This window comes from Frankia sp. Mgl5 (genome assembly GCF_023242985.1).
Lineage (GTDB): Bacteria > Actinomycetota > Actinomycetes > Frankiales > Frankiaceae > Parafrankia > Parafrankia soli.
On record NZ_JALKFY010000810.1, the window covers coordinates 24066 to 40283 of the forward strand.

The 16218-nt window shown below is 72.1% G+C and carries 11 protein-coding genes; 6 read left to right on the forward strand and 5 right to left on the reverse strand.

Annotated elements, in window-relative coordinates:
* The first annotated feature begins 516 nt into the window (after window positions 1-516).
* From MXD62_RS30875 to MXD62_RS30885, 3 genes are read left to right on the forward strand one after another with little or no spacing between them, the layout of a single operon-like run.
* On the forward strand, window positions 517-2625 hold the full coding sequence (locus MXD62_RS30875) for an MMPL family transporter (RefSeq protein ID WP_368862475.1): 2109 nt from the start codon (window positions 517-519) through the stop codon (window positions 2623-2625).
* A complete protein-coding gene (locus MXD62_RS30880; protein ID WP_248832891.1) occupies window positions 2592-4217 on the forward strand; it encodes a DHA2 family efflux MFS transporter permease subunit in 1626 nt (541 codons plus the stop codon). Before MXD62_RS30875 ends, MXD62_RS30880 begins: the two co-directional genes overlap by 34 nt.
* Window positions 4218-4261: 44 nt before the next feature.
* Entirely contained in the window at window positions 4262-4507 is a 246-nt protein-coding gene (locus MXD62_RS30885) for a DUF2630 family protein (protein ID WP_248832892.1), read from the forward strand.
* Between the two features lie 14 nt (window positions 4508-4521).
* On the opposite strand, the gene MXD62_RS30890 is transcribed toward MXD62_RS30885, so the two are convergent.
* Window positions 4522-5991 carry an MFS transporter gene (locus MXD62_RS30890; protein WP_248832893.1) on the reverse strand — a complete coding sequence of 490 codons (1470 nt, stop codon included), beginning with the start codon at window positions 5989-5991 and terminating at the stop codon, window positions 4522-4524.
* Between the two features lie 285 nt (window positions 5992-6276).
* Here MXD62_RS30890 and MXD62_RS30895 point away from each other — a divergent pair, with 285 nt between their 5' ends.
* A complete protein-coding gene (locus MXD62_RS30895; RefSeq protein WP_248832894.1) occupies window positions 6277-6735 on the forward strand; it encodes a helix-turn-helix domain-containing protein in 459 nt (152 codons plus the stop codon).
* 180 nt (window positions 6736-6915) lie between these two features.
* Here MXD62_RS30895 and MXD62_RS30900 read toward each other — a convergent pair whose 3' ends face one another.
* A complete protein-coding gene (locus tag MXD62_RS30900; RefSeq protein ID WP_248832895.1) occupies window positions 6916-8070 on the reverse strand; it encodes a glycosyl hydrolase 53 family protein in 1155 nt (384 codons plus the stop codon).
* 658 nt (window positions 8071-8728) lie between these two features.
* Here MXD62_RS30900 and MXD62_RS30905 point away from each other — a divergent pair.
* A complete protein-coding gene (locus MXD62_RS30905) occupies window positions 8729-10585 on the forward strand; it encodes a glycosyltransferase family 2 protein (protein WP_248832896.1) in 1857 nt (618 codons plus the stop codon).
* Between the two features lie 151 nt (window positions 10586-10736).
* Here MXD62_RS30905 and MXD62_RS30910 read toward each other — a convergent pair whose 3' ends face one another.
* The 3 genes from MXD62_RS30910 to MXD62_RS30920 all read right to left on the reverse strand — a co-directional run bounded on the left by MXD62_RS30910 (window position 10737) and on the right by MXD62_RS30920 (window position 14838).
* The gene (locus tag MXD62_RS30910; RefSeq protein ID WP_368862476.1) at window positions 10737-12209 is read right to left on the reverse strand and encodes an ATP-binding protein; all 1473 of its coding nucleotides are present in this window, start codon (window positions 12207-12209) and stop codon (window positions 10737-10739) included.
* 107 nt (window positions 12210-12316) lie between these two features.
* A complete protein-coding gene (locus MXD62_RS30915) occupies window positions 12317-14065 on the reverse strand; it encodes an FAD-dependent oxidoreductase (RefSeq protein ID WP_248832897.1) in 1749 nt (582 codons plus the stop codon).
* A 65-nt stretch (window positions 14066-14130) separates the two neighbouring features.
* Window positions 14131-14838: a hypothetical protein gene (locus MXD62_RS30920; protein WP_248832898.1), complete on the reverse strand. Its 708-nt coding sequence runs from the start codon at window positions 14836-14838 to the stop codon at window positions 14131-14133.
* Between the two features lie 292 nt (window positions 14839-15130).
* On the opposite strand from MXD62_RS30920, the gene MXD62_RS30925 reads away from it, so the two are divergent.
* Entirely contained in the window at window positions 15131-16174 is a 1044-nt protein-coding gene (locus MXD62_RS30925; protein ID WP_248832899.1) for a PHB depolymerase family esterase, read from the forward strand.
* The last annotated feature ends 44 nt before the right edge of the window (window positions 16175-16218 follow it).

The window sequence follows — 16218 nt, forward strand, 5'->3', positions numbered from 1 at the left end:
CGGCGTACGGCCGACGAACGATACGCCACAATGCCCCGGACCACACCTGTGTGCGTCCGTGGGGGCGGCCGCGCAGGTTAGGCCACCTGCATCGAGGACGGCGAGATGAGCGACAAGGGTGGAGCCCAGCCGACGGAGACCGACGAGTCTCACGCCGTGCCCGGCCCCCGGGACGACGACCACTCGGGTGGCACGGCGGCCTCCGAGCCGGCCGTGCCCGCCGAGGGGTCAGCCGACAAGGCCGCGCCCGACACGGCGGCGCCCGACGGCACGGCGTCCGACAGCACGGCGTCCGATGCGGCCGGTCCCGCCGCGGTGAGCGCGGCGGACAAGCCCACGCCGCCCGAACCCACGCCGACCACCCCTGCGGCGTCCACACCCGTGCCGGCGTCGGATCTGCCGGCCGGGGCCGTCGCGGCGGTGACCACCGCCGACGGAACCGGCGGTGGCCGCGCGCGGCGGCCGCGGATTCTCTACCTGTTCGCGGGCCTGGCGGTGCTCTGGCTGCTGTTGGGCATGTTCGGCGGCCAGTACCAGGCCAAGCTCGCCGAGGTGCAGAAGAACGACAACGCCGCGTTCCTGCCCGGGTCGGCCGAGTCGACCCGGGTGGCGGACGAGTTGGAGAAGTTCCGGTCCGTCCAGACGCTGCCGGGATTCATCGTCTACCAGCGCGAGAGCGGCCTGACCGCCGCCGACAAGGCCAAGACCGCCGCGGACGCCGAGGCGTTCCGCGCCGTCCCGGGCGTCGACCCGGACCAGTCCGCCGATCCCCAGTTCTCCACGGACGGTACCGCCGCCAACGTCTCCGTCCCGCTCGTCGGCAAGAAGGGCGACGTCGAGGTCACCGGCGACGAGCTGGTCGATGTCGAGAACGCGGTCGTCGACATTGCGAAGAAGGACGTCCCCGACGGCCTGACCGTGCACAGCGCGGGGCCCGGTGGTCTGCTGGTGGCGTTCATCGAGGCGTTCGAGGGCATCGACGGTGTGCTGCTGCTCGCCGCCGGCCTGGTCGTGATCGTGATCCTGCTTGTGGTCTACCGGAGCCCGGTGCTGTGGTTCTTCCCGCTCTTCAGCTCGGTGCTGGCCCTCGGGGTCTCGGTCCTGATCATCTACCCGCTGGCCAAGCATGACGTGCTCACGCTCAACGGGCAGAGCCAGGGCATCCTGTTCGTCCTGGTGATCGGTGCCGGCACCGACTACGCGCTGCTGCTGGTCAGCCGGTACCGAGAAGAGCTGCACACCCACGCCAGCCGAGTGGAGGCGATGATCACCGCGTGGCGCGGTGCCGCGCCGGCCATCGCGGCGTCGGCCGTCACGGTCGTGCTCGGCCTGCTGTGCCTGTACCTGGGCGAGCTGAACTCGAACAAGAGCCTCGGCCCGGTCACCGCGATCGGCATCGCCTGCACCGCGCTGGTGATGTTGACCTTCCTGCCGGTGTTCCTGGTGCTGTGCGGCCGGTGGGTGTTCTGGCCGCGCATCCCCCACTTCGACCAGCAGGCCGACCTGGCCAGCCACGGCGTGTGGGCACGCTTCGCCGGCGGGCTGGTGCGCCGGCCGCGGATGGCCTGGGTCTCCACCACGATCGTCCTGCTGGCCTGCGCCGGCGCGATGACGACGCTCAAGGTCGACGGCCTGTCGACGACCGACAGCTTCACCAACGACCCCGACGCGATCCTCGGCCAGGAGATCTTCGACGCGCACTTCAGTCAGGGCTCCGGCGCGCCGGCGGTGATCACCGCCGGCGTTGACCGCAAGGACGAGGTCATCGCCACCGCCGCGAAGGTCCCGGGGGTGTCCACCGACCCCGGTGCGGTATGCGTCCAGATCGACTACGCCAAGGTGGCCCGCGCGATCGCCACAGGCAGCCCGCAGCTCCGGCCCGGGGCGGACGGCTGCCTGCCCGCCAGCCTCCAGGTCTCCGAGGCCGACGGGCGGATCGCCGTCGAGGCGACGATCACCCACCGTTACGACACGCCCGAGGCCTACGACACGGTCAAGGCGCTACGGGCCGCGCTGCACCCGATCGCGGGCGCCGACGCTCTGGTCGGCGGGCAGTCGGCGATCAACTACGACACCCAGCAGGCGTCCGCGCATGACCGGAACCTGATCATCCCGATCGTGCTGTTCGTCATCCTGATCGTGCTCGGGGTGCTGCTGCGGGCGCTCGTCGCGCCGCTGCTGCTGATCGCCACCGTGGTGCTGTCGTTCACCGCCACGCTCGGCGTGAGCGCGCTGGTGTTCAACCACGTCTTCGGCTTCGCGGGCGCCGACCCGGGCTTCCCGCTGTTCGCCTTCGTGTTCCTGGTCGCCCTCGGCATCGACTACAACATCTTCCTGATGACCCGGGTGCGGGAGGAGACCCTCGAACACGGGACGCGGTCCGGCATCGTCCGCGGTCTGTCCGTCACCGGCGGTGTGATCACCTCGGCGGGGGTCGTGCTGGCGGCGACCTTCGCCGTCCTCGGCGTGCTGCCCCTGGTCTTCCTCGCCGAAGTGGGATTCTCGGTGGCCTTCGGCGTCCTGCTGGACACGATCGTCGTCCGCTCCATCCTGGTGCCGGCGCTCAGCTACGACATCGGGAAGAAGATCTGGTGGCCGTCGAAGCTGGCGAAGTCGGCCGACTGACCCTCACCGGCCGCCAGGGACGCTGGGTCGTCGCGGCGGCGGTGCTGGGCTCCGCGCTGGCGTCGATCGACGCGACCGTCGTCGGCATCGCCCTGCCGGCGCTCGGGCGCGCGTTCGACGCCGACCTTGCCGCCCTGCAGTGGGTGGTCAACGGCTACGCGCTGGCGCTCGCCGGGCTGCTGCTCGTCGGCGGCTCGCTCGGCGACCGCTACGGGCGGCGGCGGGTCTTCGCGGTCGGCGTGGTCTGGTTCGCGCTGATGTCCCTGGTATGTGGGCTGGCACCGAACGTGGAGATCCTCGTCGCCGCCCGGGCGCTGCAGGGCGTCGGCGCGGCCCTGCTCACCCCGGCCAGCCTGGCGATCCTGCAGGCGTCGTTCGACGAGGCCGACCGCGGCCGGGCGATCGGCGCGTGGACGGGGCTCGGTGGGGTGGCCACGGCCGCCGGACCCTTCCTCGGCGGCTGGCTCATCGAGGCGTTCTCCTGGCGGCTGATCTTCCTGATCAACCTGCCGCTGGCCGCGGTCGTGGTCGCGGTCGCGGTGCGCCACGTCCCCGAGAGCCACAACCCCGACGTCCGCGGGCGGCCCGACCTGCTCGGCGGCGCCCTGGTGACCGCCGGTCTGGTCGGCGTCGTGTTCGCGCTCATCGACGGCCCGGCCAGCGGCTGGACGTCCGCCCCGGTGCTGGTCGGGCTGGTCGGCGGGGTCGCGCTGCTGGCCGGGTTCGTCGCCCGCGAACACCGGGCGGCCGACCCGGTGGTGCCGCTGGAGATGTTCGCCTCCCGGCAGTTCACGGCCGCGAACGCCGTCACCTTCCTGCAGTACGCGGCGCTGGGCGGGGCGCTGTTCCTGCTGCCGATTCAGCTCCAGCAGGTCAGCGGGTTCAGCCCGCTCGCCGCCGGGACGGCGCTGCTGCCCGTCACGGTGATGATGCTGTTGTTCTCCGCGCGGGCCGGCGTGCTGGCCACCAGGATCGGGCCGCGGCTGCCGATGACGGTCGGCCCCGTCGTCGCCGGCGCCGGCCTGCTGCTGGTCACCCGGGCCGGCCCGGACGCCTTCTACCTCACCGACGTCCTGCCCGGCGCCGTCGTGCTGGGCCTCGGGCTCGCCACCTGCGTGGCCCCGTTGACGTCCACGACGCTCGCCGCGGTGCCGGCGCATCACGCGGGGGCGGCGTCGGCGGTGAACAACGACGTCGCGCGCACCGGCGGCCTGGTCGCCGTCGCCGTACTGCCCGCCCTCGCCGGGCTGGGCGGCGCCGCCTACCTCGACCCGGGCCTGTTCGACCGCGGGTTCCGCCGGGCGATGGTGATCTCGGCGCTGGTGTGCGCGGCCGGTGGCCTGGTCGCCGCGCTCGGCATCCGCAACCCGCGCCGGCCGGCCACCGAGCTGCCGGCGGCGGAGCGGGCGTCCGCGCGGATCGGGCGGCAGGCGGGGGAGCGGGTCTGCTGCCCACTGGACGCACCCGGCCTGCGCGCCACCCCGGGCCTGCGCGCCGCGCCGGGCCCACGGGCCACCCCGGGGGTGGGGGCTGCCCCGGGTTCGGGCGCCACACCAGGCCCGCCCGCGGCCCCGGGCGGGTCCGCCGGCTGACCCCGGAGTGGAACACGGGCTAGCCCCGTGGTTGGCTCAGGACAATGGATGACACGAAGATCTTCGAGCGCATCGACTCCCTGGTGGCGGAGGAGCACGAGCTGCGCCAGCGGCGCACCCGGGGCCAGATCGACGCGGACGCCGAGGCCGACCGCCTGGCCGAGCTGGAGCAGACCCTCGACCAGTGCTGGGACCTGCTGCGCCGGCGCCGGGCGGCCCGCTCGGCCGGCGAGGATCCGGACGAGGCCCGCGCCGGCTCGGGCAACCAGGTGGAGGGCTACCTCCAGTAGGTCGCGTCCGCGGCTCAGCCGTCATCCCCGGAGCGGCCCCGCCGGTCGTCTCCAGGCCGGTCGTCGGCCTCGGCTCCGCGGGAGATCGGCCGGAGGAAGACGACCGTGAGGAGCAGTCCGGTGACCATCAGGACGGCCCCGCCGATCCAGGTGAGGTGGTAGCCGGCGGTGAGCGTCGCCGCCGGCCCCGCGCCGCCGTCCGCCGCGTTCCCGGTGCGCCACGCCGCCATCGTGGTCAGGACCGCCAGCCCCAGCGCCCCGCCGACCTGCAATGTGGTGTTGGCCAGGCCGGAGGCGAGCCCGGCGTCGTCCGGCGGCACGCCGGTCATGCTGAGCTGGGTGAGCGCCGGCAGCGTCAGGCCGCCGCCGCACCCCAGGACGACCGCGACCGGCAGGACGTCCGTCGCGTAGGCCGCGTCCGGGGCCAGGCGGGACAGCAGCCACAGGCCGACGGCGAGCAGGACGAGACCAGGCAGCAGCACCAGGCCCGCGCCGAAGCGGTGGGCGAGCCGTCCCGAGAGCCCGAGCGAGAACGCGCCGATCGTCGCCGCGATGGGGAGGAAGGCCAGGCCCGTCTCGGCCGGCCCGTAGCCGAGGACGCGCTGCAGGAACAGCGCGAGCACGAACTGGAACGCGAACAGCCCGCCGGCCATCAGCGCCTGGACGATGTTCGCGACGGTCAGCGGCCGGGAGGAGAACAGCCGCGGCGGCAGCAACGGGTGAGCCGCCGTCGCCTGGCGGGCGGCGAAGGCGGCGAGCAGGGCGAGGGCGAGCGCGCCGAGCCCGATGGTCCGGGCGGAGGCCCAACCCGCGTCGGCGGTGCTGACGATTGTGTAGACGCCGAGCATGAGACCCGCGGTGACCAGCACCGCCCCGGGAGCGTCCGCGCCGGCGCGCAGGCCGAGACCGCGTTCGGCGGGCAGCACCCGCAGTGACAGTGCGACCGCGACCGCGCCGATCGGCACGTTTACGAAGAAGATCCAGTGCCAGGTCAGCGTCTCGACGAGCAGGCCGCCGGCGAGCAGGCCGATCGACGCACCGGCGGCGCCGACGAAGCTGAACACCCCGATCGCGCGCGCCTGCTCCCGCGGCTCGGGGAAGGCCACCACGATCATCCCGAGCACCACCGACGAGGACAGCGCCCCGCCGACGCCCTGCACGAACCGAGCGGCGATCAGCGTGCCCGCCCCGGTCGCCAGCCCGCAGAGCAGGGAGGCCACGGTGAACAGCACCAGTCCGGCGACGAAGACCCGCCGGCGGCCGACGAGATCCCCCATGCGGCCGGCCAGCAGCAGAAGACCACCGAAGGCAACCAGGTAGGCGTTGACGACCCACGCCAGACCGGACGCGGAGAAGCCCAGGTCATCCTGAATGGTGGGCAGCGCGACCGTGACGATGGTGCCGTCCAGGATGACCATGAGCATCGACGCGCACAGGACACACAGCGCGAGCAGCCGGGAGCCGGCGGCCCGCGGGGCTCCCACATCGGGAGGTGGGGATGTCCGGCCGGGAGCAGCCGGGCTCGCCGCCGCTGTGTCCGCCGTGTCCGCCGTGTCCGACGGGCCTGGCAGGGCAGACGTGGCCGACGGGGCACTCGGGCCCGATGCAGGTGGGTTCGTCGCCGTCGCCGTCGCCGCCGGTGATGAGAAGGACTGGGACATGGAGACTCCTCGGGGCATCCTTTGTTACGGACCCCACGGGATGTTCCGGGGATCATGTTCTGTGACCATGCTGCGGGAGCGGCCGGACCAGGGGAAGAAGGCACTTTCATGTCTCAGCGGCACACGGATGTGACCGTGGAACGGCCTCCGTCAGCGCGGCCGCCGTCGCCGGCCGAGACCTGCGGCGAGCTCGCCCCGCCGATCGTCGAGGCCTGCCCGATCATGGAGGTCCTCGACCAGGTCAGCGGCAAGTGGAGCATCGGAATCCTGGTCGCGGCCGCCCACGGGCCGGTTCGCTTCACCGAGCTGGAACGCACCGTCAACGGCATCAGCCGTCGGATGCTGACCCTCACCCTGCGCCGGCTCGAACGGGATGGCCTGCTAGTCCGGAAGGTCTACCCGACCGTCCCACCGAAGGTCGAGTACACGGCGACGAGCGCTGCCCGGGAACTGTTCGGCCCGCTGACCGCGCTCACCGAGTGGGCCGAACGCCACCGGACGACCATCGCCCGGGCCCGCCACGCCTACGACCTGGAGAATGCCGAGAAAAAGTCCCCCGCGGGCTGAGGCGGCGTTTCCCCAGGTCCGCGCCACGGACCGGGATCCCGCCACGAACGGAGCAGCCCGATGAGCCGCCATATCCAGGTCACCTTCGACTACTACCCCTGAGGAACAGCGAATTAGGGGATTTGCGCGACGGCGCCGTACATGCTGACCTGGGCGTCGGTCGGACAGTCCCGGGTCGCGTCATCGACCCGCCAGCGCCAAGCCGGCGGCGTCGGGGGGTGCGAACGCGGCGAGGCTGGGTAGCCCCACTCCGTCCCGGTCGAACATCGCGAGGTTCGCTCCGGGGATCGGTTCGCCGGGCTTCGGGGCCACTGTGAGCCAGCCGGGCTCCCAGGCGAGGAACCCCAGGCCTCGACCGTCCGGCACGTCGTGGAGGATCTGCCTCAGCTCGGCGAAGAAGGCTGCCTGCCCGGCCAGCGTCGCCGGCACTGTCGCGGCGTCGGGTAGCTGGTCGGGGGACGTGACCCAGTCGCCCGGCCCGGGGTCGCTCAACGTCCACGGATACGCGGTCTCCACGATGAGGATGTCCCGGTGGTACTGCCGTGCCAGGCCGTCGAGCGTCGCCCGCAGCGCCGCCAGCGAGCCGTTCCAGTACGGGTAGTAACTCACCCCGATGACGTCGAACGCGGTGACGCCCGCCTGCATGAGGTTGCCGAAGAAATACTCTGAGCGGCCGAGGTCGCCCCCGCTGTCGACGTGGAGGACGATCTCCACGGGCCGGCCCGACGCGCCTTCGCGGGCACCCTCGATCGCGCTGTTGACCAGTTCCGCGAGGCGTGACCACTGTGTTCGCGTGCCGTCCCGGACATCGCCGAGGGGCCAGAGCATCCCGTTGGTGATTTCGTTGCCGACCTGAACCATGTCGACGGGTGTTCCCTGTGCCGCCAGTTTGGCGACCAGACCGCGTGTGTATTCCCGGACCTTCGCTGCCGTCGTCACGAGATCGGCGCCACGCCACGCCGCAGGGATCTCCTGGGAATGCGGGTCCGCCCAGAAGTCGGAATAGTGCGGATTAAGCATGATTCTGAGCCCCGCGTCCGTCGCGCGGCGTGCCAGGGTGAGGACAGACTGCTCGTCGCTGTATCCGGCGGGCGGATCGACCCAGACCCGCAGCCGGACGTAGTTCGCGCCGTGCGCCGCGAGGATCCGCTCGACGGGGAGGCGTCGCCCGCCGTCGGAGAGGCTGGTCCCAGCGGCCTCCTCCTGGAGCGTGAACGAGATGTCCGCGCCCCGGACGCCGAGGACCTCGCGTGACGGCCTGTCGCGCCCGAGCAGGACGGTGACCATCGCCGCCACCGTACCGGCGGCGGCGATCAGGCTAACGATGTGAATCACGCGCACGGCGCCGCCCCGCATCGGTCTCGGTTCCTCTTCCCCGCCGGCGCCTGCCGCCAGCCGTCCACCGTGTGCGTGCCCGTGGGCGGTGACTCCGGGTCTGCCGATTCACCGCATCGTCGTGGAGCGCGTTCGGCGCGCGTACCGACGGTGAAATATACCGCTTCCTGGCGACTTTCCGATCTTCGATCTTGGCCGGTGGTCGATACGGGCTCTTCCCCGGTGGTCGGGCTGTCGGCGTCGGTGTCGGCGGTCACTCTTGGTGATGAGGATGTCGCGAAAGGTGTAAGCGTTGCTGGTCGGCTGATAGTGGCCTAGTCTCCAAGGTCATCCGGGCTGTGTTGACCTTGTGCGGATGCCCGGTCGAACGCCTGGGCTTGGGGGGCGGACTTACGGTGGCAGGTCATCGGGTGGCGAGCTGATCGTCAGTGTTGGCGATGACGGTGAATGATCAGCGTTTATCGTGGAGACGTTCGCCGAAGCGGGTGCTTCTGCTCGCGCGGTGACCCTTCCTCTTCTCGGTGAGTGGCCTTCTTCTTCCTCTGTGTGATTGAAGGTGGCGCTCTTCTCTCCGTACACCTTGTGCGCGGGGACACATGGTGACTGTTTTCTTCGCCGCTCGTCGAAACGAGCGCGCGGATTCTTTTGGGGGAGATTGGTGAGTGGTCTGGCGCGCGAGGCGTACGTTCTGGAGGAGGATCTGGCGGGTGACGGCGGGCCGCTGACCGTCCCCCTGCGGTACCAGAAGTTCACGCCGGGTCTCCGGGAGACAATGCGGGGCCATTCCGAGAACCGGGTCCGGTCGACGGCCGTGATGAGCCGGTGGCAGGAACTGCAGTACTGGCTGATCACGATGGGGTGGCTGGCTGCCACGGTGTTCTTCTGGCGGTGGTGGCTACGCGCCGACAACGTCGGCTCGATCGTGTTGTTCGTGCTGATGTCGGTGTCCTTCTTCTACGTCGGTGCCCTCCTGGCGGGGATGTATCTGATCTTTGTCGGGCACATGCGCCGGCCCGTTCCCATTCCGGTGCGCCAGGCGGAGATCTCGGCGCCGATCCGGCGGGTTGCCGTCATCAGCCTCACCGTCCCCGGCTCGGAGTCCCTCGAGATCGTCCGTCGCCAGCTGGTGGCGATGAGCAGGATCAGATATCCGCACGACAGCTGGATACTCGTCGACAAGGTCTCCTCACCGGAGATCGAGGAGCTCGCCCGGTCGGTAGGCGTCCGGTACTTCTCGCGGCACGACGAGGCCCGCTGGGGAAGGGAGGGGGTGGCGGGCTGGAACCGCCGGTTCCCGCCGTTCAAGCGCAAGACCAAGGCCGGCAACGTCAACAGCTGGCTGGACGCCCACGGCCACGAGTACAGCCACTTCACCCAGCTCGACATCGATCACATACCGAACCCCGACTACCTGGACCGGGTGCTCGGCTACTTCGCGGACCCCAAGGTCAAGTGGGTGCAGGCGCCGAGTGTGTACGGGAACTTCGAACACTGGACCGCCCGGGGCGCGGCCGAGCAGGAACTGGGTCTGCAGGGACCGCTTCAGATGGGGTTCTTCGGGTTCTCGCGGACCCCCTTCATCATCGGGAGTCACTGCACCTACGACACGGCCGGCATCCTCGAGATCGGCGGGTTCCAGCCGACCAGGGCGGAGGACCATCTCGACACCGTCTGCCTGGCGGCGCGCGGATATCAGGGCGTCTTCGTCCCGGACGTCATCGCGACCGGTGACGGGCCCGAGACGTTCGAGACCTATCTGTCGCAGCAGTTCGCGTGGGCGTACTCGATGATCGAGGTCCTCCTGCGGCACACGCCCCGACTCCTCCGCCGGTACGGACCGCGGCAGGCCGTCCAGTTTCTCTTCGCCCAGACCTGGTACACCCTCTGGTCGCTGTCGATGCTGATCCTCTTCGCGCTGCCGCTCCTCGCGCTCTGCCTGAACCAGGCCATCGCGAAGGTCCACTATCTGGATTTCCTCGCCCACAGCGTTCCGCTGAGCGTCGTCTCGCTGCTGATCTGGTGGTGGAGCCGGCCGTGGCACGTGCCGGCCGGTATACGGCTGACCTGGCGCGGGATCGTCCTGCACGCCGCCCGGTGGATCGTGGTCCTCTCCGCGCTCGTCCAGGTCGTCCTCAGAGTCAAGAAGCCATACATGATCACGAAGAAGGGGGTGGGGGGTGAGGCCGGAACCGTCTCACTGCGACCCATGGCTCCCTACATCGCGATGGTGGTCGTCCCGCTCGCGGCCTGCTGGACCTATCTCACCGTCCATCACGCGGGCGGGAGATCGGGCTATCTCCTGTTCGCCCTGCAGGACTCCCTGACCTTCCTGCTGGTCCTGTCCGTCGTGATCCTGCAGGAGGTCCGGCTGTCCGGAGACGGGGGTACGCCGCTCGCCGTTCGGCTGCGCCGCGCGGCGGCGCCGTTGGCGGCGACGGGACTGCTCACGGTCGCGACGGTCGCCACCGCGATCGCCTCATGGCACCCGATCTGGGCGGCGCTCTCCTCTGCGTGAGCTCGTGCGGGCGGTGTGTCCACACAGAGTGAGTCCGGGTGGACGGCCTGCCGCATCCCCCGGCAGACCGACGACGCGAACAACGTGCTGGCGATCAGCGGCCATGCGGCCCGGCGAGCCCCGGGGGCCGGCGAGCCCTGCGGACGGTCGCTCAGGCCGAGGTGGCCGGCTCCGCGGGCTCTGCGGGCTCCTCGTGGGGTGCGGCCTCGGCGGGCATCAGCGGGTCGGGATGCAGCGGCAGGGTCACCCGGAACCTGGTGTCGCCGGGCTCCGACGTCACGGTCAGGTCACCGTGGTGGCGGCCGACGACGATGCGCCAGGAGATGTCCAGCCCGAGGCCGGTGCCCTCGCCGACCGGCTTCGTGGTGAAGAACGGCTCGAAGATGCGGTCGCGGATCTCCGGCGGCACGCCGGGCCCGGTGTCCCGGACCTCGACGACCAGGTTGTCGTGGTCCGCCGAGGTGGTGACGGTCAGCGTCCCGGAGCCGGCCATCGCGGCGACCGCGTTGTCGATGAGGTTCGTCCAGACCTGGTTGAGCTCGCCGGCGTAGACCGCGATCTCGGGCAGCGCCCGGTCGTACTCACGGACCACCCGTACCCCCGACAGCTTCCCGCCGAGCATGGTCAGCGTGCTGTCCAGCAGCTCGTGGATGTCGACACTGCGGTACGGCGCCCGGTCGAGCTGGGAGTACTGCTTGGCCGCCCCGAGCAGGGTGGAGATCCGGGTGGTGGAGTCCTCGATCTCCTTCATCAGCAGTTCGCTCTCGACGGTGTAGTACAGCCAGCGGATCGCGCCCTCCAGCACCTCGGGCGCCACCGTCGCCGCGACCCGCTCCAGCCAGTCGACGTCGAACCCCGCCTGGACGAACGTCGGCGCGATCTCCCACCCCTGGTTGCAGCCGTGGTCCTCCAACCAGTCGGTCAGGGTGTCCTCGCGGTCGCTGGTCTCCATCGGGGTCAGCGTCGGCGCCTTCGCCACCCGCTCGGCGGCCTCCTCCTGCAGGCCGATCAGGGTCTCCAGCGCCTCGCGGTCGTACGGCCCGGCGGCGATCAGGCCGAGCTTGTGCCGCATGCCGGCGACCCGCTCACGCAGCGACGCCGTGGCCCGCACCGCGGCGGCCGCCGGGTTGTTGAGCTCGTGGGTCAGCCCGGCGGACAGCGAGCCGAGCGCGAGCAGCCGCTCCCGCTGGCCGGTGAGCGCCTGGGTGCTCTGCAGGCCGAAGAACAGCCCCTCCAGCATGTGGACGGCCATCGGGAACCACTCGCGCATCAGCCGCGCCAGCGCCGCGCCGTCCAGCACGACGAAGCGGGACGGGATCGTGACCCGCATCGAGTTGGTGTAGAGCTGGGGGACGCGATCGCCGAGGTAGGAGTGCCACGCCCCGGAGTACACGCCGCGCTGGGTCGTCCGGCTGACCTCGACGTCGTCGTCGCCGACCCGCCGGGTCAGCACCAGGCCGCCCTCGACCAGCACGTAGAAGCAGGTGGCCGGCTCGCCCTCGCGGAACACGACGCCCGGCTCGATCAGCTCGACGTGGCCGTTGCGGCAGATCCAGTCCAGCTGGTCGTCGGTGAGCTTCTCGAACAGGAACAGCGTGCGCAGCTCGTCGAGATCGCAGGGCATCGCCTGGCCCTGGACGCAGGCCTGGGTGGCGCCAACCGCGTCGTCCGCCATGGTGCTCACTCCGCCTTCCGTGGTCAGCGCTGCTCGGGTCAGCGCTTCGCGAGGTATCAGCGCTTCGCGAGGTAACGGTGCACGAGCGCGACGGCCATGGCCCCCTCGCCGACGGCCGAGGCCACCCGTTTCACCGACTCGGCGCGCGCGTCGCCGGCCACGAACACGCCTGGCACGCTGCTCTCCAGGTGGTACGGGTCGCGGTCGAGATCCCAGCCGGACGGACGCTGCCCGTCGACGACGAGATCCGGCCCGGCGACGACGAACCCGTGCTCGTCGCGCACGACGACGCCGTCCAGCCAGTCGGTGCGCGGGGCGGCACCGATGAAGACGAACAGCCACTGGGAGTCGACCTGCTGGGTCTGACCGGTGCTGTTGTCCCGCAGGACGAGGTTCTCCAGGTGGTCGGTGCCCTGCGCGGAGACGACCTCGGTGCACACCCGGACCGTGATCGTCGGCACGGCCGCGATCTGTTGGATGAGGTAGTGCGACATGGACGCCTCGAGCGACTTGCCGCGCACCAGCATCGTCACCGAGCGGGCGTGTCGGGAGAAGTACATCGCGGCCTGGCCGGCGGAGTTCGCCCCGCCGACGACGTAGACGTCCTGGCCGGAGCAGCTCGGTGCCTCCGTCAGCGCGGAGCCGTAGAAGACGCCCCGGCCGGTCAGCTCGGTCAGGCCGGGGGCGGCGAGCTGGCGGTAGGAGACGCCGGTGGCGAGGATCACCGTGTGCGCGTCGATCCGGCCGCCGTCGGCGAGGACCAGCCGGCGGGCCGGGCCGGCGGCCTGCAACGTCACGACGTCGGCGGCGGTGAGCAGCTCCGCGCCGAACTTCACGGCCTGGCGGCGGGCCCGGTCGGTGAGCTGGGAGCCGGAGACGCCGTCCGGGAAGCCCAGGTAGTTCTCGATCCGCGAGCTCTGGCCGGCCTGGCCGCCGGTCGCGTGCCGTTCGAGCAGGACCGTCCGCAGGCCCTCGGAGGCGCCGTACACCGCCGCGCCGAGGCCGGCCGGGCCGCCGCCGACCACGACGAGGTCGTAGAAGTCGCCGGTGGGGGCGGTCGCGAGACCGACCTGGGTGGCGAGCTCGGTGTCGGTCGGGTCGGTCAGCGCCGAGCCGTCGGTCGTGATGACGCAGGGCAGCGACTCCGGGTCCGCGCCGGCGGCCGTGAGCAGCCGCGCGCCCTCCGGCTCGTCGGCCAGATACCAGCGGTAGGGGACCTGGTTGCGGGCCAGGAAGTCGCGCACCTCGTAGGAGCGGGCCGACCAGCGGTGCCCGACCACCCTGGTCTCGGCGACCGGCCGGTGGTCGGTGGCGCGCCACGCGTCGAGCAGCGCGTCGAGCACCGGGTAGAGCTTCTCCTCCGGCGGGTCCCACGGCTTGAGCAGGTAGTGGTCGAGGTCGACGACGTTGATGGCGTCGATCGCGGCCTCGGTGTCGGCGTAGGCGGTCAGCAGCACGCGCCGCGCGGCCGGGAACAGGTCCATCGCCTGCTCGAGGAACTCGATGCCGTTCATCCCGGGCATGCGGTAGTCGGCGAGCAGGACGGCGACCGCGTCGCCGCGCAGTTTGATCTCGCGCAGCGCCTCCAGCGCCTGCGCCCCCGACTCGGCACGCACGATCCGGTACGTCCCGCCGTACCGGCGGCGCAGGTCGCGGGCGACGGCCCGGGAGACGCTCACGTCGTCGTCGACGGTCAGCAGCACGGCCCGGGGGGCACCGCGCCCGCCGCCGGGGTTGCCGCGCTCACCCTGGCCGCCGCCGGAACCTGGATGTGCCTGGCCGGCCGGGTTCTCGCCCGCCGCCATCAACGCGCCGGGTGGGTTGCCGGGAGTGTTTCGATGCGTCGCCTGCGTCCGGTCACGCGCTCAGTCTAGTTCCGGTGCAGCGGTCGCCCCGGGCGCTCCGTGATGTTTGCGCCGGAGGCGAAGTTCGTGGCGGAAACGTCGTTCGCGCGGGAATCGCCGCGCAACGCCGGAGGGCGTGACTCGCGGACGTCCGGGCGGGTCGCGTCATCGATCACGAAGTCGCCGAGGTCGAGGTCGCGCTCGCGGGTCAGGAACAGGCGGATCTGGTCGCGGTCGGACGGCGCGGCGGCGCGGACCCGGCGCACCGCGCCGGCCGCCCGCCGCCGGGGGCCGGCCGGGTCCGGCCCGCTCGGCGGCACCCCGCCGGGCAGCGGGCCCACCGCCACGGCGTCCACCGGGACGAACGGGACCACACCGTCCAGGATGAGCTGGCCGGGCGCGCGGTCGCCCTCCCACGCCCCGCCGTCGCGCTGCACGAAGAGCTCCTGGCCGTGCACGGCGAACCGCAGCTGGGACGGCTCCGCCCGACCGGCGTGCACCGCGGCCCCGCCGTAGGCGGCCGCCATCCCGTGGCGGGCGGGATCCCAGCCGGCGGCCGGCTCGGCGCCGGGCAGGAGGCGCAGCCGCTCGGCGGCCCCCCGGATGTGACGCAGGCTGAGCCCGGCCCGGCGCAGTGCCGCGATCGCCCGCGCCTGCGTCAGCTCGCCGCGGCCGGGGCGAAGCAGGCCGGAACGCCGCCAGTAGGCGAGCTGGCCGGGTGTCACATGGCCCACGGGAACAGGGCTCGCGGGAACAGAGCCCGCGGGGACGGGGCCGGCCGGAACAGAGCCCGCGGGAATCGGTTGGCCCGCCGCCGGAATCGGCTCGGGCACGTCGTCGTCCGGGCGGACAGGCTGTTCCGGAATCGGCGCGGGCATTGCGCCCGGCGGCCCCGTCACCTGGTCCGTCACCCGGCGAATGTAGCTCTCCGCCGGGCGGCCGGCTCGTCCGAGGTTGCCTTTGTTGTCGGCTTCGTGTCCTCGCCGGGGGGATCATTCCCCGGGGGATGGGACGTAATGTCCAGACGTGGCCGGAAAATCGGGTGACAGGTGGATCAGTCGAATCCTGTGCGCGACGGCCGCCCTGGCATGCCTGACCGCGTGTGCCGCGGGCGGCGGCCGGCCTGCCGAGCCCGGTTCCGCGGGAGCGGTCACGCCTGGCTCGTCCGCCCAGTCCCCGCCTGCCCAGCCCGCGCCGGGACGGGCTGCCGCGCCGGCCGGGGCAGCGGCGGCGAGCACGGCCGGCTGCGCGGCGGACCCCGCCACCGCGCCTGCCGTGGGCCCGCGGCACCTGTCGCACGACGCCGCCGAGCGCACCTATCTCCTCGCCCTGCCGACCGGCTACGACGGACGGACCCCGGCGCCGGTCGTCGTCGACTTCCACGGTTTCAAGGCGAGCAAGGAGACCCAGGAGGCCCGGAGCGGAATGGGCCGGCTCGGCGCCGATCGCGGCTTCGTCGTCGTGACGCCGGACGCGCTCGGCGAACCGCGCCGCTGGAACACCCCGGCCGCGCCGGAGGCGGCCGACGACTTCGGCTTCGTCGCCGCGCTGCTCGACGACCTTGGTGCCCACCTGTGTCTCGACCCCGGCCGGGTCTACGCCGTGGGGCACTCGAACGGCGCCGAGTTCGCCGCCGCGCTGGTGTGCCGCCAGGCGCCACGGTTCGCCGGCGTCGCGATGGTCTCCTCGACCAGCCTCGCGACCTGCCCGCCCGGCGCCGCTCCCGCGACCATGGCGGTCCACGGGACAGCCGACCCGTCCGTGCCGTATGCCGGGGGTGTGATCAGCGGTTCCACCACCCGGGTCCCGGCCGCGACCCAGGTGATCGACGAGTACGCACGCCGATACGCCTGCGCGCCCGCCGTGCTGCGCACCGTGGCCGGGATGGGTGTGGAGCGGATGCGCCACACCGGCTGCGCGGGCGGCGCCGAGGTCGTCCTCGACACCGTCGTCGGCGGGACGCACGCGTGGCCGAGCAGCCCCGACGCGCTCGCCGACCGCGCCGACTCCCCGGCCGGCCGCTCCTACCAGGCGACGGCCGCCATCCTGGATTTCTTCGCCGGGCACTGACGCGTCCACCGGCCGGTGCGCCGCCTGACCGTGGTCCGCGGCCC